Here is an 18,989-nt window from a genome sequence, read left to right on the forward strand (position 1 = left end):
GCATCAGTTCGTTAGCTTGCAGCGCGCAACGGCGCCGACCACAGCCCCTGGAATGCCTGGCGGATGAACTCCGCCAGCTCCTCGACATAGGGCGCGCGCACGCGCTCGGCCCCGTAGAGGTTGATGTGCTGCATCGGAAGATCCGGCAGGCCGCAGCCCTGTTCGACCAGTTCCTGATAGCCCGGCTGCGTCCCCTCCAGCAGCACACCGATGGCCAGGTCGGCGCTGACCGTTGCCTCGACGGTCCGGTCGGAATCGCTGTCAAGCGCCATCTCCCATTCGATGCCAGCCTGATCCAGCGCCGCTGTGGCCACAGGGCGGAAACTGCAGTTGCGGCAAAAGCCAAGCCGCAGAGGACGCTGCCGCCAGACCGATCCGTCCGGCGCGCCAACCCAGCGCAGCGGCATGCTGTGGATCGTCTCGCCACCATCGCCTGAACCGTTTTCCGTGGTCAGAATCAGATCGAAGGCGCCGCGCCCGAATTCGGTTTTGAGGTCGCGGGTGTTGGACGTGCAAAGGTTTACATTCACCCGCGGGTAACTGAGATTGAACCGCTTCAGCACTTGCGGGATGACCGGATGCACCACGTCATGCGGCACCCCCAGCAGCACCTCGCCTTCAAAGGCCTGGTCTGTCAGCCTGCCGATCACCTCGTCATTCAGCGCCACCATCCTGCGGGCATACCCCAGCATCTGCTCGCCTTCCGCTGTCAGCGCAATGGTGCGCCCGGAGCGGTCCAGAAGGCTCAGCCCCAAAAGCTCCTCCAACCGCTTCATCTGCATGGAGACCGCCGACTGGGTGAGATGCAGAAAGCCGGCCGCCCGGGTGACGCCGCCATTGTCCGCCACCGCCACAAAAGAGCGGAGCGTCGTGATATCGAGATTCCTTATCATCACAGCACCTGATGCATTAGATCAAAAACATTCGTTTTTAAAATGTGCCACAAGACGCCATATTCATCAACACAATTGATCACCCAAAAGGGACGCATCACAAACTCAACTGAAGGATCCGCGCCATGACCTTTGCAAGCTCTTCCTGCTCCGCCCCGTCCTGCCCCCCCTCGTGCTCCGCCGCCAAGCCGCCGCTGTCACTGACCGCCCGCTTGCAATTGCACGTATCGGCATGGCGGCAGCGCCGCCAGCTGGCCAAGCTGGACGCCCGCGCACTGGACGACATCGGCGTGACCCGCGCCGAAGCCGACGCCGAGGCCCGGCGCGGGTTCTGGAGCGCACCGGATCACTGGACCCGCTGAGCAACCGCAGCCCCAATTGATGCCCGCATTCGAGGCGGGCCGCCAGCCGGCGGCCCGTTTCCTCGTTTTTCATGTATTTATTGCCCTGAAATACTTGAACCGGAACGCAGTTCCCCCGATATTTAGCGGGAATGCTGCCGGCCGCGGCCCAGTTCGTGTGCCGGCAGCTAGGGAGTAATATACGGAGACCACCCAAGATGGCACAATTCGACACCATCCGGTCTGCCGCCGGCGCCCGCGCCGCGCAGATTGATGAGGGCCTGCGCGCCCATATGAACAAGGTCTACGGCACCATGGCCGCAGGCACGTTCATCACTTTCCTCGCAGCCTGGGCCATTTCCGGCCTGGCCGTCACTGCAGACCCGGCCAATGCCGTGGCCCAGCTGAGCGCGGACAAGTATCTGACCAACATCGGCTATGCGCTTTATGCCTCGCCGCTGAAATGGGTTATCATGTTTGCACCGCTGGCCTTTGTCTTTGGCATCGGCGCGGCTGCAAACCGCATGTCGGCAGCCGGCGTTCAACTGCTGTTCTATGTTTTCGCCACTGTCATGGGTCTGTCGATCAGCTCGATCTTCCTGGTGTTCACCGGCGAGAGCATCGTGCAGGTGTTCCTGATCACCTCCATCGCCTTTGCAGGTCTGTCGCTGGTTGGTTACACCACCAAAAAGGACCTGTCCGGCATGGGCGCCTTCCTGATCATGGGGTTGATCGGCCTGATCGTGGCTTCGATCGTCAATATCTTCCTGGCGTCGTCGGCGATGGCCTTTGCGATTTCGGTGATCGGCGTGCTGATCTTTGCAGGCCTCACCGCCTATGACACCCAGCGAATCAAGAATGACTATCTGCAGATGGCCCACTCGGGCGACCAGGAATGGCTGGCAAAGTCCGCCATCATGGGCGCACTCAGCCTTTATCTGGACTTCATCAACATGTTCATGATGCTGCTCCATCTGCTTGGAAACCGCGAATAAGCACTCAAAGTATTCCAAAGTCAGCGAGGGGCGGGTCACAACGATCCGCCCTTTTTCATTTCAACAACAATAAGAGGGATGACCCCATGAAGATTATCGAGATTCCCGCGGTGGAGGCAGACCGTCTGCTGCCGCTGTTGCAGGACCTGCATGCGCTGCACGCCGAACATCAGCCGGAGCGCCATGTCCCGGCCCCCGGCAACGATGATCTGGCCGCCTGGCTGCAGGACTGGCTGCAGGAGGGCAACGTTTATGCGCTGGCCGCAGAAAGCCCGCAAGGAATGCTGCTGGGCTATCTGATCTACGAGCTGCAGAACCGCCCGGCGCTGCCCATCCGTGCGGCTGAGACCCGCGCCATGCTGCACCATATCTCGGTGACCGAAGCCTGGCGCCGGATGGGGGTTGGCAAGGCGCTGCTCGAGGCGATGAGGGCACAGGCGCTGGCGGCGGGCGCCACAGTGGTTGCAGCCACCTATGCGCCGTTCAACACCGCCTCAGCCGCGCTGTTGCAGGGGATGGGAATGGATCCGGTGCTGACAATGGCCGAGTGGCGCGCCTAGTGTAAGCCTCTGACGTCAGGATCCGGCGGCTGTGCAGTCCAGCCCGGCGGAGATGGCAATTGTACCCCGGCGGCTCGACACCTCGCGCACTTCGCCGTCCGGGCGGCAGCCGGAAGCATCCGTGACCAAATCAAGGAACTCAGCCGCCGGGATCTCCGGCAGGCTGGGCACCGCACTGTCCTCCGGGACGCTCAGAACCGCCATTCCGGCACTGCCTGAACGGACCAGGCACAGCGCCAGCCTGCGCCCCTGCAGATGCACGATTTTGTCCACCACCGCCCGCTGACCGCCAGCACGGGCTGGCGATGCGGCCTGCAGATGCTGTGCCTCGACTGCGGGCGGTGGCGGCACCGCCTTGCCTGCGTCAAAGGAACTGGAGACCGGCGCCCCGGCCGCTGTCAGTGCAGCCGCAATCATGTAAACCTTCACAGCACATCCACCCGTTTGTTCATTAACCCACGGGCTTAAGGCTAGGCCGGAATTGGGGCGCAAACGTGCCGCGGCAGCCGGCCGCGCGGCGGAATCAGCCCTGCATTTTCCGAGAATTTGAAACAGCCGCGCAAAACGCCAGGCCAGCCAAAAGAAAACGGGCCGCGCCAGGCGCGACCCGTTTCCGGAAATCATTCCAAAGGAAAGGCTTACTTGATCTTGCCTTCTTTGTACTCGACATGCTTGCGCACAACCGGGTCATACTTCCGCACGACCATTTTTTCGGTCATGGTGCGTGCGTTTTTCTTGGTCACATAGAAGTGGCCGGTGCCCGCGCTTGAGTTCAGGCGGATCTTGATTGTGGTCGGCTTCGCCATGGTGCTTCTCCTGCGTCCGAAAAGGCAGGGGCCTCTCGGTAAATTCCTATCTGAAGCCCGGCTTGTACCTGCCCCAGCCCCCAAGTCAATAGGATTCGCCCCATATCCCAGAGTGTTTTATGCGCAGAAGGCCTGTAAGCCGGATCCTGTCCCCCCGGGACCGTAATCCCGGGCTCGACGGCCATTCATCTGGGGCGCGCATTGCTGCGCACCTCTAGCTGCCAACCCGGCCCCTCTCGGCTGAAGCGTGCCTAGCAGCGGTTTCCCGTTTCCGGGACCTGCCTGCGCGGGGGCCCTATTTGGCATTGCTCCCGGTGGGGCTTGCCGTGCCGCCCCTGTTGCCAGGAGCGCGGTGGGCTCTTACCCCACCGTTTCACCCTTACCCGCCGAATGCTCCGTTGGCGAACCTCCGGTCCGGCGGGCGGTCTGTTTTCTGTGGCGCTTTCCGTCGGGTTTCCCCGCCCGGGCGTTACCCGGCACCGTTGCTTCATGGAGTCCGGACTTTCCTCGCGGGGCCGGAACCCCACGCGGCCGTCCAGCCTTCTGCGCGAAAGGAGGCGTAGAAACATCGGCGCGCGGCGTCAAGCGGATAGTGCAGACGGCAGGGGCTTTGCCCCTCTTGGCCTGCGGCCAGAAGAAGACCGGCCCCGTCCCCACACCCTGGACAGTTTCCCGGACCACCCGGAAGAGCTCCGCAAGCATTAGGTCCAGCTGCGGGCTGTTTCCAAGGGAGAAAAGTCGGCTGGCTGCAGCGGACCTTTCAACCAGGGCTGATACCGCAGACGGACAGCCTGAAGCAGTGTGCTGTCATCAACATCCGCAGTAAAGCCCGCATCGCGCGCTAGATTGCGGAACAGCTGCGGCTGTTCCGATGCATCCTGCGGACCTTCGCCACGGCCTCCCTCAGCCGCAAGCTTTTGGCGTGCAAGGCGCTGCCAGTCGAAATGCGGGCCGGGATCGAATTTGCGCCCCGGCGCCATGCAGGAATGACCGATGACCCCGGCCGGAGCGATAGACCAGCGCTGCATGATACCGTGCATCAGATCTTCAAGCACCGTCATCTGCGGTGCGCTGAAGGGATGCGTGCCACGATTGTCCAGTTCTATGCCGATGGAGCGGGAGTTTATGTCCGCCTGGCCGCACCACTCCCCTGCCCCGGCATGCCAGGCGCGGCTTTCCTCGGCTACCAGTTGCCAGAGTGAGCCATCCGCGCCGATCAGATAATGGGCCGAGACTTCGGCTACGGGGTCGCAGAGCCGCTCAAGCGCGGCCTGCGCGCCATCCATGGCAGTGTAATGCAACACAATCAGGGACGGCGTCAGACCGTCCCTGCGCGGCCCTGAATTCGGGCTGGGGTGCCAGCTGGCGCCCGGATGATCAGGCCCGCGTGGATCCGGGGCCATCAATTCTGGATGGCCAGCCGGTACGGCGCCGGGTCCCAGCCGCAGGCAAATCCGTCGCCATCCGGATCCAGCGCCTTGCGGTCCCGCTGCGGGCCGCCTGCCTCGAGGAATGCGGTCTGGGCCTGGTCGGGTGAGGCAAACTCGGCGCAGTTGCGCTTGCTGCGCGCCTGCAGGTTGATGCCCGCACGGCTGTAGAGACGGGCGCCCTTGGGATTACTGGTGCTCAGCGCGTAACGCACGATGTTGGGACTGGCGCCGTCGGTCCGCTGCGGCACTGCCACCGGCTGCACCTGCTGGTATTGCGCCCGCTGGCGCTCCAGCCGGGCGGCATCGCTTTCGATCGACTGACGGGAGGAGACCGCCTGGAAGTCGTTCTCATCCGAAATGCTGCCATTCCCGCCCGGTTGCGGCGCCGGGTTGGAGGGGCTGGCCTGCAGCGGCGCGACCCCGGAGTTCGACTGTGATGCCGCAAGGGCCGCCGCCGTTTCGCGGGCGATGTCGGCGTCGCTGCCGGCAGCCGGCGCGGAAGACGTGAAGGTGCCTGCCGCCGAAACCGAGCCGGGACTGCGCGGCGCCGGGCTCACTTGATAGGGTTCGGTGGAGACCCGCGCAGGCGGCACCAGCGGCTCACCCGTAATTGTGGTGCCCGCGGCGGGCGGCGGTGCAAAAGGATCGCCGTCAATGCCGACGTTTGCGGCGCTGTCGGGGACCTGAGGGGAACAGGCAGCCATAACCAGAAGGCTGCCTGCAGCGGCGTAAGATGCGAATGCGCGCATGGGGTTACCTGTCAGTTCTGCTCAACTCATTGAGCAGAGCTTTACCACCATTGCTGCGGCTTGGCTACAAAGCCTGCGGCATTCTCCAGCGCATAGGCAGTGTTCAGCAGATCGCCCTCATCCCAGGGCTTGCCGATCAGCTGCAGGCCCAGCGGCAGGCCCTGGCTGTCCAGCCCCGCGGGCACCGCAATCCCCGGCAGCCCTGCCAGGTTCACGGTCACGGTAAAGACGTCGTTCAGGTACATCTGCACCGGATCGGCATCCGTCATCTCACCCAGGCCAAAAGCCGCCGAAGGGGTTGCCGGGGTCAGGATCGCATCGACGCCTGCAGCAAACACGTCCTCGAAGTCCTGTTTGATCAGGGTGCGGACGCGGCGGGCGCGGTTGTAATAGGCGTCATAGAAACCCGCCGACAGCACATAGGTGCCAACCATCACCCGGCGCTGAACCTCGTGGCCGAAACCTTCGGCGCGGGTCTTTTCGTACATCTCGGTGATGCCATCGCCGGCTTCCAGCGCGGCGCGCTGGCCATAGCGGACGCCGTCGTAGCGGGCCAGGTTCGAAGACGCCTCAGCCGGGGCAATCACATAGTAGGCAGGCAGCGCGTATTTGGTATGCGGCAGCGAGATATCAACGATCTCGGCGCCTGCGGCCTTCAGCATCTCAGCGCCGTCGGACCACAGCTTTTCAATCTCACCCGGCATGCCGTCCATCCGGTATTCCTTGGGGATACCGATTTTCTTGCCCTTGATGTCGCCGGTCAGCATCGCCTCGAAATCCGGCACCGCCAGTTCGGCGCTGGTCGAATCCTTGGGATCATAGCCGCACATGGCTTCCAGCATGATCGCCGCATCGCGCACCGATTTGGTCATCGGCCCGGCCTGATCCAGCGAGGAGGCGAAGGCAACAATACCCCAGCGCGAGCAGCGGCCGTAGGTCGGCTTGATGCCGACAGTACCGGTGAAGGCGGCTGGCTGGCGGATCGAGCCGCCGGTGTCGGTGCCGGTGGCTGCCAGGCAAAGGCCGGCAGCAACAGCAGACGCAGAACCGCCGGAGGAGCCGCCGGGCGTCAGCTGCGCGTCATCATTGCCGCGGCGCCAGGGGCTGACGGCATTGCCGTAAACCGAGGTTTCATTGGACGAGCCCATGGCGAATTCGTCCATGTTCAGCTTGCCCAGCATGACGGAACCGGCATCCGCCAGCTTCTGCGAGACGGTGGATTCATATTCCGGCTTGAACCCTTCCAGAATCCCCGAGGCTGCCTGCGACGGCACCCCCTTGGTGCAGAACAGATCCTTGATGCCGACCGGCAGGCCGCACATAGAGGGGGCCTCGCCCGCCTTGATGCGCACGTCCGCGGCTTTGGCGCGGTCCATGGCAATCTCCGGCGTCTTGTGCACAAAGGCGTTCAGCGCGTCCGCGGCATCAATCGCCTTGAGGCAGGCTTCGGTCAGCTCAACAGATGTGGTATCGCCCTTGCGCAGCGCGTCGCGGGCCTCAGCCAGGCCCAGTTTGTTCAGATCGCTCATGTCTCTTACTCCACCACTTTGGGCACTGCGAAGAATCCTTCGCGGGCATCGGGCGCATTGGCCAGCACCTTGTCCTGCTGGCTGCCGTCGGTGACTTCATCCACGCGGCGTTTCAGGCGCTGCGGGGTGACCGAGGTCATCGGCTCAACGCCCTCAACATCCACTTCGTTCAGCTGCTCAATGAAGCCCAGGATAGTGTTGAACTCGTCTGCCAGCGCCGGAAGTGCTGCGTCTTCAACCTTGATCCGGGCCAGTTTGGCCACCTTGGCGGCGGTGCTTTGGTCAATCGACATGGAAACCCTCATCTGGTGTTGGATAGGCATTTACCGCTGCGCTGCCCTGCCTGCAAGCCTGCAAGCTGCGGCTGCCCCGCAATCGAACCTGCAGGGAAAACTTGCCGGCACGTCCGCATTCCTTTTCGCCCTCAGCCTGCTAGGCTCCCGGCAAGGACAATGGGAGGAAAAAACCGATGAAGATCATTTGGCTGGGCCACGGCTCATTCCGCATTGAAACAGGCGGCCAGGTGCTGCTGGTGGACCCTTGGCTCAGCGGCAATCCGGTTTTGCCGGAGGATCAGCATGACGCTGCAATTGCGGGCGCCACCCATATCCTGCTCACACATGTGCATTTCGACCATGTGGTGGATGTGCTGCCGCTGGCAAAACGGCTGGAGGTGCCGGTGATCGGGCAATACGACCTGATGGGGCTGTGGGGCGAAACCGAAGGGGTGGAGACCGTGGGATTCAACAAAGGCGGCACCGTAGATCTGGGGGGCGTGAAAGTTGCGATGGTGCCCGCCTCGCACAGCTCAACCTTCAACACTCAGGACGGCTTGCGCACCGGCGGCTCGGAAGCGGGCTACATGCTGATGGCGGAGGGCAAGACAGTATACCTGTCCGGCGACACCGCGATCATGGCAGATATGGACTGGATGGGGGATTACTACAAACCCGATATCGGCATCCTGTCTGCGGGCGGGCATTTCACCATGGACATGAAACAAGCTGCCTATGCGGCCAAGCGCTATTTCAACTTCAAGACAGTGATCCCTTGCCACTACAAAAGCTTCCCGGTCCTGGAGCAGGACGCGTCGGATCTGATTGAGGGGCTGCCAGGGGTCGAGGTCATAGAACCGGAGGTGATGAAGGCGATCGAGCTTTAATCCGGGACCGTCGCCGGGCAGCTCCCGCCCGTTGCAGGATCCGCAGGGCGGATCCGCTCCCGTTGGGCCGGGCGCCGGGCCTCATGGCCCGGCGCGGTTGCGCTTCATTCATAGGTTTTCAGCCAGACGCCTCCAGCCGTGGCGCGGTAAAGGCGTTGCGCGCCTCTGCCGCCTTTTCGCGGCAGATACAGCCGTTGGCGTGGTCGTTGATCAGACCCATCGCCTGCATAAAGGCAAAGGCAGTCGTCGGGCCGACAAATTTCCAGCCGCGTTTTTTCAGCGCCTTGGACAGCGCTACCGAGTCCGGGCTGGTTGAGGCGCTCTGCGGTTCCGGCAGGTCTTCCGCCTTTGGTTCAAAGCTCCAGAAAAACGCCGCAAGCGAACCGGCCTCGGCCACCAGTTCCCGGGCGCGGGCAGCGTTGTTGATCACCGCTTCAATTTTGCCGCGGTGGCGGATGATGCCCTTGTCCTGAAGCAGGCGCTCCACATCCGCCGCGCCGAACTTGGCCATTTCGTTGAAACCGAACCCGGCAAAGGCGGCGCGGAAATTCTCGCGCTTGTCGAGAATGGTGCGCCAGCTGAGGCCGGACTGGAAGCTTTCCAGGCAGACCTTCTCAAACAGGCGGATGTCATCGCCAACCGGATAGCCCCACTCCTCGTCGTGATAGCGCAGGAAATCCGGGGCCGTAGCGCTCCAGGCGCAGCGGGGATGACCGTCGGCAGCGGTGAAGATACGGCTCATTCCCCGCCCCGCAGAAAATCAAGCCGGGGGTCCATCATGGTGGGCGCCACGCCGATGATTTCCGGTTCCACCACGCCGCCGGTCACAAAAGGATCCCGCGCCACCCGTTCGGCCAGTTCCTCTTCGCCTTCGCCCACGGCGAGGATCGCGCCGCCTTCGCCATCGGTCATTGACCCGGCAGCAAGGAACACCCCGTCCTCGAACCCCTGTTGCAGCCAAGCCTTGTGGCCCTCCAGGAACTCGGCCAGGCGGTCCTTCTGCGCCGCGAATGAAAGCAAAATAAAATACATGCGTGTCTCCTGTGATGAGTGTTAGGCAGGCTGATCCCCTGGCAGTTGATCCCGGAGCCAATCCAGCATCAGCACCACTTCCCTATTGATGAATTCCACATCGCCAAACGCCTGTGCCAGCGTTGCCGCCCCCTGGCTGCGGGCCAGCAGGTGCATGGCCAGGGTGTCCGCCCCTTCGCCGCAACCCAACTCCTCAAACTGGTGGCACAGCCAATCACGGAATAGGGTGAAGATGGCAATGGCCTGATCCCGGACGGCGTGATCCAGTTTGCCCAGCTCCGCCACCAGCGTGCCGACCGGGCAGCCGTAGAGGGTGATCTTGGCCTGATTGGCGATAAGGATGCGAATAAAGCAGGCAATCCGCTGCTCGGGGCTGCTGCCCTCCGCCTGCCACTCGTTCAGCATGGCGCGGGTACTGGCCATGCGGTGCGCGATCACCGCTTCAAGAATCTCGTCCTTGGTCTTGAAATGATAATAGAAATTGCCGCGCGAGATGCCAACCAAAGCAGCGATATCCGCGAATGACGTTGCCTCGAACCCGCGTTCATAGAACAGCTGATCGGCGGCTTCTGCAATCCGGTCTTTGGTTGTTTCCTGCGTCATCCAAACCCCTAGGACAAACGACCTATACCCCTCTATAGGACAAATGACCTAATCCTGCAACCACTAGAAGACCGGCGGAAGATCATGGGCACCCGCTCAGCGTTTTTCTGCGAAGAAGTCCTTGAGCAATGCGCTGGCCTCAGCTTCGGCAATGCCGTCATAAACGTCAGGCGCGTGATGCGCCTGGGGATGGGAGAAGACGCAGGCGCCATGCGCCACACCGCCGGACTTGGGGTCGGAGGCGCCATAATAAACCCGGCGGATGCGGGCAGCGGCGATGGCGGCGGCGCACATGGCGCAGGGTTCCAGCGTCACATAGAGGTCATAGCCACTGAGCCGTTCGCTGCCCAAGCGCGCGCAGGCCTCCCGGATGGTCAGGATCTCGGCATGGGCGGTGGGATCGTTCAGCTCGCGGGTGCGATTGCCCGCCAGGGCGGCAACCTGTCCGTCCGGTGCGATCAGAACGGCGCCGACCGGCACTTCGCCGCGGTCTGCCGCGGCTCGCGCCTGTTCCAGCGCCTTGTCCATATGCGATTTGAATGCCATACCCCTTCCTGCCCGCGATTGTGCGCTTTCGCAAGGCGGCGGAATGCTCTATGGCACGCATATGAGCAAAACACCCGCATCCCCCAAGGGCAAACCCGGCCCGAAACCCCAGCCCCGCAAAGCTGCAGCGCCCGAGGCCGGCGCCTCGCCCGAGGGCGACCGCATCGCCAAGGTTTTGTCGCGCGCAGGCGTCGCCTCGCGCCGGGAGGCTGAACGGATGATTGCCGAGGGCCGCGTGTCAGTGAACGGCGAGAAGATCGACAGCCCGGCGCTGAACGTGACCGCCGCGGACCGGATCAGCGTCGATGGCAAACCCCTGCCCGAGGCCGAAGCGCCGCGGATGTGGCTGTATTACAAGCCTATCGGCCTGGTGACCTCGAACAGCGACGAAAAGGGGCGCACGACGATCTTTGACGAGCTGCCCGAAAACATGCCGCGGGTGATGACTGTCGGGCGGCTTGACATCAACTCCGAAGGCCTGCTGCTGCTGACCAATGACGGCGGCATCAAGCGCAAGCTGGAATTGCCCTCGACCGGCTGGCTGCGCCGTTACCGGGTGCGGATCAACGGCCGTCCCAAGGACGAAGATTTTGCTCCCTTGCGCAAGGGGCTGGTGATCGAGGGTGAACGGTTCCAGCCGATGACCGTGGCATTGGACCGTCAGCAGGGTGCCAATGCCTGGCTGACCGTGGGCCTGCGCGAGGGCAAGAACCGCGAGATCCGCCGCGCGATGGAGGACATCGGCTATAGTGTGAACCGGCTGCTGCGGATTTCTTATGGCCCCTTCCAGCTGGGCGAGTTGAAACCCGGGGAAGTCGAGGAGCTGCGCTCGCGCGTGGTGCGCGACCAGCTGGGGCTTGCTCCGGAAGAAGAACAGCCCGAAGCCCGCCCGACCCGTTCGCGCGGCGGCAAGCCTGCAGGCAGGCCCGGCGGCAAGCCAATGGGCAGACCGGCTGGCAAACCGGCAGGAAAACCGATGGCCAAGCCGGGCGGAAAACCCGGGCAAAAGGCGCAAGGGAAGCCGGGCAAACCCTCCGGCAAGCCGTCAGCGCCCCGCGGCGACGGCACTGCCCAGCGCGGTGGCGCGAAGCGTCCGATCGGCAAGAATCCCCGCCGCTGAGCCATTTCCCGCAGACTTCCCCCTAGCAACACCGCCAGCTATCCCCTAGATTTCCAATCAGTTAATCTTTGCTGGCCGTTCTGGGGGGACCTGCGTGCAGAAACTTGCCTATGCTGCCCTGTTAATCCTGATGCTGGGTCTCAGCACCGGCTGGATTGTCGGGGGCTGATCCTATGGCACAGCGTTACGGCGGCAAATACAGCCCCGATGGAAAACCCGCGCAGCAGCCCTCGGAACCCGCGCAATCCTTTCGCAATGCGCAAGTAGACCCTGTTGGCATGCGAGCCAACCTGATGTTCGTGCCGCCTGCGATCCTGACGCTTTTGTCTTTGAATGACGGTGCAACCGGGCTGGCGCTGGGTTTGGTTGGCGCAGGTCTGTGGACCGGCGGTGCCTTCCTGCTGCGCGAAGGGCTGAAGGCCGAGGCGGCCTTTGCTGCGCGCAAAGTGGCCCGCAAACCCGCCCTGCCCCGCAAGATCCTGGCGGCCTTGCTGGCAGGCACAGGCGCGGCGCTGGCAGCATGGAAAGCCGAACCCGGCATCCTGACCGCAGCTATCTATGGCGCCGCAACCCTTGGGCTGCACATTACCGCATTCGGGATCGACCCCCTGCAGGACAAGGGCGCCGAGGGCGTCGATGAATTCCAGCAGTCCCGCGTGGCACGCGCGGTGGACGAGGCTGAAGCGAGCCTTGCGGCAATGAAAGACGCCGCCCTGCGCGCCCGCGACCGCAAGGTCGAAGCCCGGGTGGAGCAGTTCCAGGCGGTGGCCCGCGACCTGTTCCGCACGGTCGAGGAAGACCCGCGCGATCTGACTGCGGCGCGCAAGTATCTTACCGTGTATTTACAAGGCGCCCGCGATGCGACGGTGAAATTCGCCGATATCTACACCCGCAGCCAGGACGCTCAGGCCCGCACCGATTACCTGGCGCTGCTGGACGATCTGGAACAGAATTTTGCCGCACGCACCCGCAAGATGCTGGTCGAGGACCGGGCGGATCTGACTATTGAAATTGATGTGCTGCGCGACCGTTTGCAGCGTGAAGGGGTCCACCTGGACCAAAACTGATTAGCGAGGAAGCCGTTCATGTCCGAAGCCGTGCAACAGAAAGCCGCCCAAGCCGAGGCCCTGGTCAATGAGGTGACGGCGATCGAACTGCCCGAACCCGCCGCAGACATCCAGCCGCTGGAGCAAGCCGACGCCCCCACCAGCGAGGCGATCCGGGTGCGGATGGATCAGATCGACATGGGCGACACCAATTCGATCATCCATTTCGGCTCGGCCGCGCAAAGCGAACTGCAGACGATCAGCCAGGCAATGCTGGCCGATGTGCGCAACAAGGACGTGGGGCCCGCGGGCGATTCCTTACGCAATATCGTGACCACCATCCGCGGTTTCTCGGTGTCCGAGCTGGACATTCGCCGCAAGCCGACGTTCTGGGAGCGGCTGCTGGGCAAGGCAGCCCCCTTTGCCAAGTTCACCGCGCGGTATGAAACCGTGCAGGGGCAGATCGACAAGGTCACCGATGATCTTCTGGGACACGAGCACACCCTGCTGAAGGACATCAAATCGCTCGATATGCTCTATGAAAAGACGCTGAGCTTTTATGATGAGCTGGCCCTGTACATCGCCGCGGGTGAGGCGATGCTGGCCAAACTCGACGCCGAAGATATCCCGGCCAAGGAAGCCGAAGTGCAGGCAGCACCCGAAGATGATCAGGTGATGAAGGCGCAGGAGCTTCGCGATCTGCGCGCCGCCCGCGATGATCTGGAGCGCCGGGTGCATGACCTGAAACTGACCCGCCAGGTCACTATGCAGTCGCTGCCCTCGATCCGGCTGGTGCAGGAGAACGACAAATCGCTGATCACCAAGATCAACTCGACCCTGGTGAACACCGTGCCCCTGTGGGAGACCCAGCTGGCCCAGGCGCTGACCATCCAGCGTTCAGCCCAAGCTGCGGCGGCGGTGCGTGATGCCAATGACCTGACCAACGAATTGCTGAAATCCAACGCCGCCAATCTGCGCCAGTCAAATGAGATGATCCGTCAGGAGATGGAGCGCGGCGTGTTTGACATTGAAGCCGTGAAGCAGGCCAATGCCGATCTGATCGGCACCATTCAGGACAGCTTGCGCATCGCTGACGAGGGCAAGGCCAAACGCGCCGCTGCCGAGGCCGACCTGCAGAAGATGGAAGCCGAGCTGCGCGATACGCTGGCCTCTGCCAAGTCGCGCCGCGACGGGGTGGGCGACACCGCCGGCACCGCTGTGCCGACCTGAACGGAGTGGCAGGCGTGCAGGCAACGAAAGCCGTCTGGAAAAGCACCGCAGCCCTGGCCGGGCTGGCTGCCATGTCTGCTTGCCTGCCCTATGCCCAGCCTGAATCGCTTGTACCGCAAGCCCGCCCGGCTGTGCCGGCTCCGGCGGTCTACAAACCCTCTGCCGACAGTGCCCAGCTGGCCTATTACTATAACGCCTTGCAGCGAGACCTGCTGACCCGCGGACTGCTGCGCACTGATGGCGGCGGGCCGGACACGCCTTATGATGCCGAGGATCTGGCAAAAAGTTTTGAGGCACTGGCGTTTTATGACGAATACGGCGGCTCCGGCATTTCCGGCGGCTTGGGCCGCTGGGCCGGGCCGGTGCGGATCGCCGCTGAATTCGGCCCCTCGGTGCCCGCAGCCCAGCGGGCGGCGGACAAGGAAACGGTCACCGCTTATGCCGCACGGCTGGCCCGGATCACCAGCCATCCAGTCAGCACTGTGGCGTCCCGGGCAAACTTCCACGTGATCTTTGCCAGCCTTGATGACAGCGCTTTTGTCGCCGAACGGGTGCGCGAACTGCTGCCTGCGATCAGCGCCCGGGACTTGTCGCTGCTGGCCGCCCCGCCCCGCAGCTACTACTGCCTTGTTGTTGCCGGCGGTCCGCAAAGCGATCCGCTGTCCTACACCCGCGGTGTCGCGCTGATCCGGGCCGAGCACCCCGATCTGGTGCGCAAGAGCTGCGTGCATGAGGAAATGGCGCAAGGGCTTGGCCTTAGGAATGACAGCCCGCGGGCGCGGCCCTCAATCTTTAACGACGACGACGAATTTGCGCTGCTGACCAGCTTTGACGAAAAACTGCTGCAGATGCTGTATGATCCAAGACTGAAAACGGGGGTGAGCGCCGAAAACGCCCGCCCCATCATCCGCATTCTCGCCCGCGAGGCGATGGGCCAGGACCTGTAGGCCAGCAAAGAAAGAGGACCTGACAGATGGGTATTTTCGATTTTCTCAAAGGCGAATTCATTGACGTCATCCATTGGGTGGATGACACCCATGACACGATGGTCTGGCGGTTCGAGCGCGAAGGCCATGAGATCAAATACGGCGCCAAGCTGACGGTGCGCGAGGGCCAGGCGGCGGTGTTTGTGCATGAAGGCCAGCTGGCGGATGTGTTCACACCCGGTCTTTATATGCTTGAGACCAACAACATGCCGGTGATGACGACGCTGCAGCATTGGGACCATGCGTTTCAGTCGCCGTTCAAGTCGGAAGTTTATTTTGTCGACACCACCCGGTTCAGCGACCTGAAATGGGGCACCAAGAACCCGATCATCTGCCGCGATCCGGAATTCGGCCCGGTGCGGCTGCGGGCCTTTGGCAGCTATACTGTGCGGGTCGCGGATCCGGCGCGTTTCCTGACCGAGATCGTCGGCACCGATGGCGAATTCACCATGGACGAGATTTCTTATCAGATCCGCAACATCATCGTGCAGGAGTTCTCCCGCGTGATCGCAAGCTCCGGCATTCCGGTGCTGGACATGGCCGCCAATACCGCGGACCTGGGCAAGCTGGTGGCGGCAGAGATCTCCGGCACAATCGCCGAATACGGCCTGTCGATCCCTGAGCTGTACATCGAAAACATCTCGCTGCCTCCCGCGGTGGAAGAGGCGATGGACAAGCGCACCCAGATGGGGGTGCTGGGCGATCTGGGCCGCTACACCCAGTTCTCAGCTGCCGAAGCGATGACGGCAGCAGCGCAGACCCCGAACAGCGGCATGGGCGCCGGCATGGGAATGGGCATGGGAATGGCGATGGCGCAGCAGATGGGCAATCAGTTCGGCAACGGAGCAGCGGGTCAGCCCGCAGGCCCCTGGGGCGCCCGCCCCGCCCCCGCTGCAGCCGCACCGGCAGCGCCTGCCGCAGCCCCGCAGGCCGCACCTGTTGCCCCGCCCCCGCCGCCGGTCGAGCATGTCTGGCACATTGCGGCGGACGGACAGACCTCCGGCCCCTACTCAAAGGCAAGAATGGGACGGATGGCGCAGGATGGCACGCTGACGCGGGAAAGCCATGTCTGGACCCCTGGCCAGGATGGCTGGAAGCGGGCTGGCGACGTGATGGAACTGGCGCAACTCTTCACTATCCTGCCGCCGCCTCCCCCGCCGCCGCCCGCCGGTTAACACCGCGCCGAGGCAGCAACCCCAAGCGTTTTGCTGCCCGCCCCATACTCTGACCCCTTACCTGACAGGTTGCCGCAAGTGACGATGCCCCCGCCGCCGCCCGCTGAAACCATGCCCGCCGCCGAGGAAGAAACTCATCGCTTCCCTTGTGAACAATGCGGTGCGGATTACACCTATGACCCGGCCGCGGGCACACTGACCTGCAGCCACTGCGGGCATTCCGAAAGCATCCGCAGCGGGCCGTGGAAAGGGACTGCGTTTCAGGAGCTGGACTTCCGCGCGGCCGCCGCAGACCGGCTGCCAGAGGCGGAGATCGAAGTGACCCGCGTTTCCACCTGCCCCAATTGCGCGGCGCAGGTGGAGTTCGCCCCGGACACCCATGCCAGGGAATGCCCGTTCTGCGCCACGCCTGTTGTCACCGGTACGGGGACAAACCGCCATATCAAACCCAAGGGCGTGCTGCCCTTCGCAGTCCCCGAGCGCGCCGCGCATAAGGCAATGACCGACTGGCTGGGCGGCCTGTGGTTTGCCCCGGGCGGTTTGAAGGAATACGCCCGCAAGGGGCGGCGGATGCAGGGGATCTATGTGCCCTACTGGACCTATGACGCCCAAACCCGCAGCCGCTACTCCGGTCAGCGCGGCACGGTTTATTACGTGACCGAAACCTACCAGCAAGATGGCCAAACCAAGACCCGGCAGGTGTCCAAGGTGCGCTGGACGCCGGTGTCAGGCCGGGTGCAGCGGTTCTTTGACGATGTGCTGGTGCTGGCCTCCAAAAGCCTGCCCAAACGTTATACCGAAGCGCTGGAGCCCTGGGATCTGTCGCAGCTGGAACCTTACCAGCCGCAGTATCTGGCGGGCTTCCGGGCCGAGGCTTACACAGTGGATCTGGAAACCGGCTTTGCCGAGGCGGGCCAGAAGATGGACCGGGTGATTGAGCGCGATGTGCGCTTTGATATTGGCGGTGACCGGCAGCGGATCGGCAATATCGACACTCAGGTATCAGATGTGACCTTCAAGCACATCCTGCTGCCGGTCTGGCTCGCGGCCTACAAGTACCGCGGCAAGACCTACCGGTTTGTGGTGAACGGGCAGTCCGGGCGCGTACAGGGCGAGCGGCCTTATTCAGCCTGGAAAATTGCCTTTGCGGTACTGCTGGCTCTGGCCATCGGCGCTGGCATCGCCCTGCTGGCCGGCCAGCAGTAACCCTTCAAAGCGGAAGGGGACGCTGCCGTCCCCTTCCTGAACCGGCCGGTTCCTTTCCCCGGATCTGAGCCAGAACCAAGACCGGCCTCCCTGTCAGCCCTTGCTGATCTCGATCCTGCGGGCGGTTTCAGGCTGCTCCTGTGCCTTCTTCGGCACCGCGATATGCAGCACACCGTCCTCCATCCGGGCAGAGGCCGCCTGCCCGTCCGCATCCTCCGGCAGCCGGAACGACCGGCGGAACGCGCCGTACTGGCGCTCGCTGAAGTACCAGGTGTCGCCCTGCTTCTCCGATTGTGTCTTTTTCTCGCCGCGGATCGTCAGCACGCCGTTGTCCACGGTCAGTTCCACATCCGCCAGCGCGACGCCTGGAAGTTCCATTGCGATGTCATAGGCCTCCTGGCCTGAGGATGCCTCGGTTGCCGGTGTAAGCCAGTCGGCGAGCCGGGCACCGAAGCTGCGGAAAGGATCGTAAAGCGACGGCCAGAAACCGCCATGTTCGGTCTTTTCAACCATTGTTCAGCCTCCTTTCTAGCTGCGCCCCATTGTACCTCCGCCACCGCGGCACCGCCTTGATCCGGCGCAAGCCCGGGTCATGCGCCGGAAATTTTCAGCCGCCACTCTCGCCTGTGTCCGGCAAAGAAACTAAAGCTGTAAACGGACCTGCTGGCCAAAGCCCGGCCGGTCTTGGCAGGTTTAAGGGGAAACGGACATGCGCGCACTTATCCAACGGGTCAGCGAGGCCTCGGTCACTGTTGAAGGCAAGACCATCGGCGAAATCGGACCCGGCCTGCTGATCCTGATCTGCGCCATGGAAGGCGACAGCGAAGCGCAGGCGGAACAACTGGCGGCCAAAATCTCCAAGCTCAGGATTTTCAAGGACGCGGCCGGCAAGATGAACCGGTCGGTTCTGGATACCGGCGGCAGTGCGCTGGTGGTCAGCCAATTCACCCTGGCCGCCGACACCCGCCGCGGCAACCGGCCCGGATTTTCCGCCGCCGCCGCCCCTGGCGAAGGCGAACATCTGTATGAATACTTTGCCGGCCAACTGTCCCGGCTAGGTTTGGAAATTGCAAAAGGACAGTTCGGTGCCGACATGAAGGTCCGGCTGCTGAATGACGGGCCAGTCACTGTCTGGATGGACACAGAGCAGGTCTGACCCAGCGTCGGGAGGCTGCCATCCAGCGTGCTGCAAACCGACCTCAAGGATTGGCCCCGACGGCCCCGCCGCTCCTCGTAGAAAAAGGCCAGGACTTGTCCTTTTGCGGTGCGGAAGACGTTTTTGGACCTCAAAGCATCGATTCTTTCCAAATTCGAACCGGACCGCTTGCCCCGTCGTGGCAGATTCATAAAAATTCCGTCATTCCGAGGCACAAAAATTTCTTGTCGCATTCCGGATGCTTTTTTGATTTACACTCGGCATTACCCCCAAAAACGGCACCTTACTTGAAAAAGGCGACACCCCCTTCCGCAACCTCACTCGTCCCCGTTTCCCCCTGCCAAGGGTTTCGCGAATAACGCTTGCGAGGTGGCAGCAAATGCGCAAATCTTGAACCACCAATCAAAAAACGGGTGCTTGCAGC

General features: G+C 63.0%; 23 protein-coding genes and 1 other RNA gene. 11 read left to right on the plus strand and 13 right to left on the minus strand.

What is annotated here, in order from left to right; all coding sequences use genetic code 11:
- Window positions 1-11: 11 nt before the first annotated feature.
- The gene (locus A2I95_RS05675) at window positions 12-893 is read right to left on the minus strand and encodes a LysR family transcriptional regulator (RefSeq protein ID WP_291728684.1); all 882 of its coding nucleotides are present in this window, start codon (window positions 891-893) and stop codon (window positions 12-14) included.
- A 125-nt stretch (window positions 894-1,018) separates the two neighbouring features.
- Between A2I95_RS05675 and A2I95_RS05680 the strand changes: the two genes are divergently transcribed.
- The 3 genes from A2I95_RS05680 (at window position 1,019) to A2I95_RS05690 (ending at window position 2,789) form a co-directional block, all read left to right on the plus strand.
- On the plus strand, window positions 1,019-1,255 hold the full coding sequence (locus tag A2I95_RS05680) for a DUF1127 domain-containing protein (protein ID WP_291728686.1): 237 nt from the start codon (window positions 1,019-1,021) through the stop codon (window positions 1,253-1,255).
- Window positions 1,256-1,452: 197 nt separating this feature from the next.
- Window positions 1,453-2,229, plus strand: a complete 777-nt coding sequence (locus A2I95_RS05685; protein WP_291728687.1) for a Bax inhibitor-1/YccA family protein — start codon at window positions 1,453-1,455, stop codon at window positions 2,227-2,229.
- Between the two features lie 86 nt (window positions 2,230-2,315).
- Window positions 2,316-2,789 carry a GNAT family N-acetyltransferase gene (locus tag A2I95_RS05690; protein WP_291728689.1) on the plus strand — a complete coding sequence of 158 codons (474 nt, stop codon included), beginning with the start codon at window positions 2,316-2,318 and terminating at the stop codon, window positions 2,787-2,789.
- Between the two features lie 15 nt (window positions 2,790-2,804).
- Here the strand turns inward: A2I95_RS05690 and A2I95_RS05695 are convergent, their stop codons facing one another.
- The 7 genes from A2I95_RS05695 to gatC form a co-directional block, all read right to left on the minus strand.
- Window positions 2,805-3,218 carry a hypothetical protein gene (locus A2I95_RS05695; RefSeq protein ID WP_291728691.1) on the minus strand — a complete coding sequence of 138 codons (414 nt, stop codon included), beginning with the start codon at window positions 3,216-3,218 and terminating at the stop codon, window positions 2,805-2,807.
- 209 nt (window positions 3,219-3,427) lie between these two features.
- Window positions 3,428-3,595, minus strand: a complete 168-nt coding sequence (gene rpmG, locus A2I95_RS05700; protein ID WP_008554190.1) for a 50S ribosomal protein L33 — start codon at window positions 3,593-3,595, stop codon at window positions 3,428-3,430.
- Between the two features lie 119 nt (window positions 3,596-3,714).
- An RNA gene (gene rnpB / locus A2I95_RS05705) (RNase P RNA component class A) lies at window positions 3,715-4,142 on the minus strand.
- Between the two features lie 154 nt (window positions 4,143-4,296).
- Window positions 4,297-4,998, minus strand: a complete 702-nt coding sequence (locus A2I95_RS05710) for an N-acetylmuramoyl-L-alanine amidase (RefSeq protein ID WP_291728711.1) — start codon at window positions 4,996-4,998, stop codon at window positions 4,297-4,299.
- A complete protein-coding gene (locus tag A2I95_RS05715) occupies window positions 4,998-5,774 on the minus strand; it encodes a hypothetical protein (RefSeq protein ID WP_291728713.1) in 777 nt (258 codons plus the stop codon). The genes A2I95_RS05710 and A2I95_RS05715 overlap by 1 nt, the downstream gene beginning before the upstream one ends.
- Before the next feature lie 41 nt (window positions 5,775-5,815).
- Entirely contained in the window at window positions 5,816-7,303 is a 1,488-nt protein-coding gene (gene gatA, locus A2I95_RS05720; RefSeq protein WP_291728715.1) for an Asp-tRNA(Asn)/Glu-tRNA(Gln) amidotransferase subunit GatA, read from the minus strand.
- A 5-nt stretch (window positions 7,304-7,308) separates the two neighbouring features.
- Complete coding sequence (gene gatC, locus A2I95_RS05725; protein ID WP_027259502.1) at window positions 7,309-7,596, minus strand: Asp-tRNA(Asn)/Glu-tRNA(Gln) amidotransferase subunit GatC; 288 nt, start codon at window positions 7,594-7,596, stop codon at window positions 7,309-7,311.
- Between the two features lie 176 nt (window positions 7,597-7,772).
- On the opposite strand from gatC, the gene A2I95_RS05730 reads away from it, so the two are divergent.
- Window positions 7,773-8,465 carry a metal-dependent hydrolase gene (locus A2I95_RS05730; RefSeq protein ID WP_291728717.1) on the plus strand — a complete coding sequence of 231 codons (693 nt, stop codon included), beginning with the start codon at window positions 7,773-7,775 and terminating at the stop codon, window positions 8,463-8,465.
- Window positions 8,466-8,583: 118 nt separating this feature from the next.
- On the opposite strand, the gene A2I95_RS05735 is transcribed toward A2I95_RS05730, so the two are convergent.
- The 4 genes from A2I95_RS05735 to A2I95_RS05750 all read right to left on the minus strand — a co-directional run bounded on the left by A2I95_RS05735 (window position 8,584) and on the right by A2I95_RS05750 (window position 10,646).
- Window positions 8,584-9,207 (minus strand): DNA-3-methyladenine glycosylase I, encoded by a 624-nt coding sequence (locus A2I95_RS05735; protein ID WP_291728719.1) that lies wholly within the window; start codon window positions 9,205-9,207, stop codon window positions 8,584-8,586.
- A complete protein-coding gene (locus A2I95_RS05740; protein ID WP_291728721.1) occupies window positions 9,204-9,497 on the minus strand; it encodes a YciI family protein in 294 nt (97 codons plus the stop codon). Before A2I95_RS05740 ends, A2I95_RS05735 begins: the two co-directional genes overlap by 4 nt.
- 21 nt (window positions 9,498-9,518) lie before the next feature.
- A complete protein-coding gene (locus A2I95_RS05745; protein ID WP_291728723.1) occupies window positions 9,519-10,100 on the minus strand; it encodes a TetR/AcrR family transcriptional regulator in 582 nt (193 codons plus the stop codon).
- Between the two features lie 96 nt (window positions 10,101-10,196).
- Window positions 10,197-10,646, minus strand: a complete 450-nt coding sequence (locus tag A2I95_RS05750) for a nucleoside deaminase (protein ID WP_291728725.1) — start codon at window positions 10,644-10,646, stop codon at window positions 10,197-10,199.
- Between the two features lie 43 nt (window positions 10,647-10,689).
- On the opposite strand from A2I95_RS05750, the gene A2I95_RS05755 reads away from it, so the two are divergent.
- From A2I95_RS05755 to A2I95_RS05780, 6 genes are all read left to right on the plus strand, one after another.
- A complete protein-coding gene (locus A2I95_RS05755; RefSeq protein WP_291728727.1) occupies window positions 10,690-11,766 on the plus strand; it encodes a pseudouridine synthase in 1,077 nt (358 codons plus the stop codon).
- A 173-nt stretch (window positions 11,767-11,939) separates the two neighbouring features.
- Window positions 11,940-12,833: a 5-bromo-4-chloroindolyl phosphate hydrolysis family protein gene (locus A2I95_RS05760; protein ID WP_291728729.1), complete on the plus strand. Its 894-nt coding sequence runs from the start codon at window positions 11,940-11,942 to the stop codon at window positions 12,831-12,833.
- A gap of 18 nt (window positions 12,834-12,851) precedes the next feature.
- A complete protein-coding gene (locus A2I95_RS05765) occupies window positions 12,852-14,042 on the plus strand; it encodes a toxic anion resistance protein (RefSeq protein ID WP_291728731.1) in 1,191 nt (396 codons plus the stop codon).
- A 5-nt stretch (window positions 14,043-14,047) separates the two neighbouring features.
- Window positions 14,048-14,989, plus strand: coding sequence for a DUF2927 domain-containing protein (locus A2I95_RS05770; protein ID WP_291728732.1), 942 nt, complete (start codon window positions 14,048-14,050; stop codon window positions 14,987-14,989).
- A 26-nt stretch (window positions 14,990-15,015) separates the two neighbouring features.
- Window positions 15,016-16,203: an SPFH domain-containing protein gene (locus A2I95_RS05775; RefSeq protein ID WP_291728734.1), complete on the plus strand. Its 1,188-nt coding sequence runs from the start codon at window positions 15,016-15,018 to the stop codon at window positions 16,201-16,203.
- 84 nt (window positions 16,204-16,287) lie between these two features.
- Window positions 16,288-17,409, plus strand: a complete 1,122-nt coding sequence (locus A2I95_RS05780; protein ID WP_291728812.1) for a TFIIB-type zinc finger domain-containing protein — start codon at window positions 16,288-16,290, stop codon at window positions 17,407-17,409.
- Window positions 17,410-17,502: 93 nt separating this feature from the next.
- Here the strand turns inward: A2I95_RS05780 and A2I95_RS05785 are convergent, their stop codons facing one another.
- Window positions 17,503-17,922, minus strand: coding sequence for an Hsp20/alpha crystallin family protein (locus A2I95_RS05785; protein ID WP_291728736.1), 420 nt, complete (start codon window positions 17,920-17,922; stop codon window positions 17,503-17,505).
- A 196-nt stretch (window positions 17,923-18,118) separates the two neighbouring features.
- Between A2I95_RS05785 and dtd the strand changes: the two genes are divergently transcribed.
- Entirely contained in the window at window positions 18,119-18,565 is a 447-nt protein-coding gene (gene dtd / locus A2I95_RS05790; protein WP_291728737.1) for a D-aminoacyl-tRNA deacylase, read from the plus strand.
- Window positions 18,566-18,989: the final 424 nt, after the last annotated feature.

The sequence above is a fragment of the Leisingera sp. F5 genome, assembly GCF_001593695.1.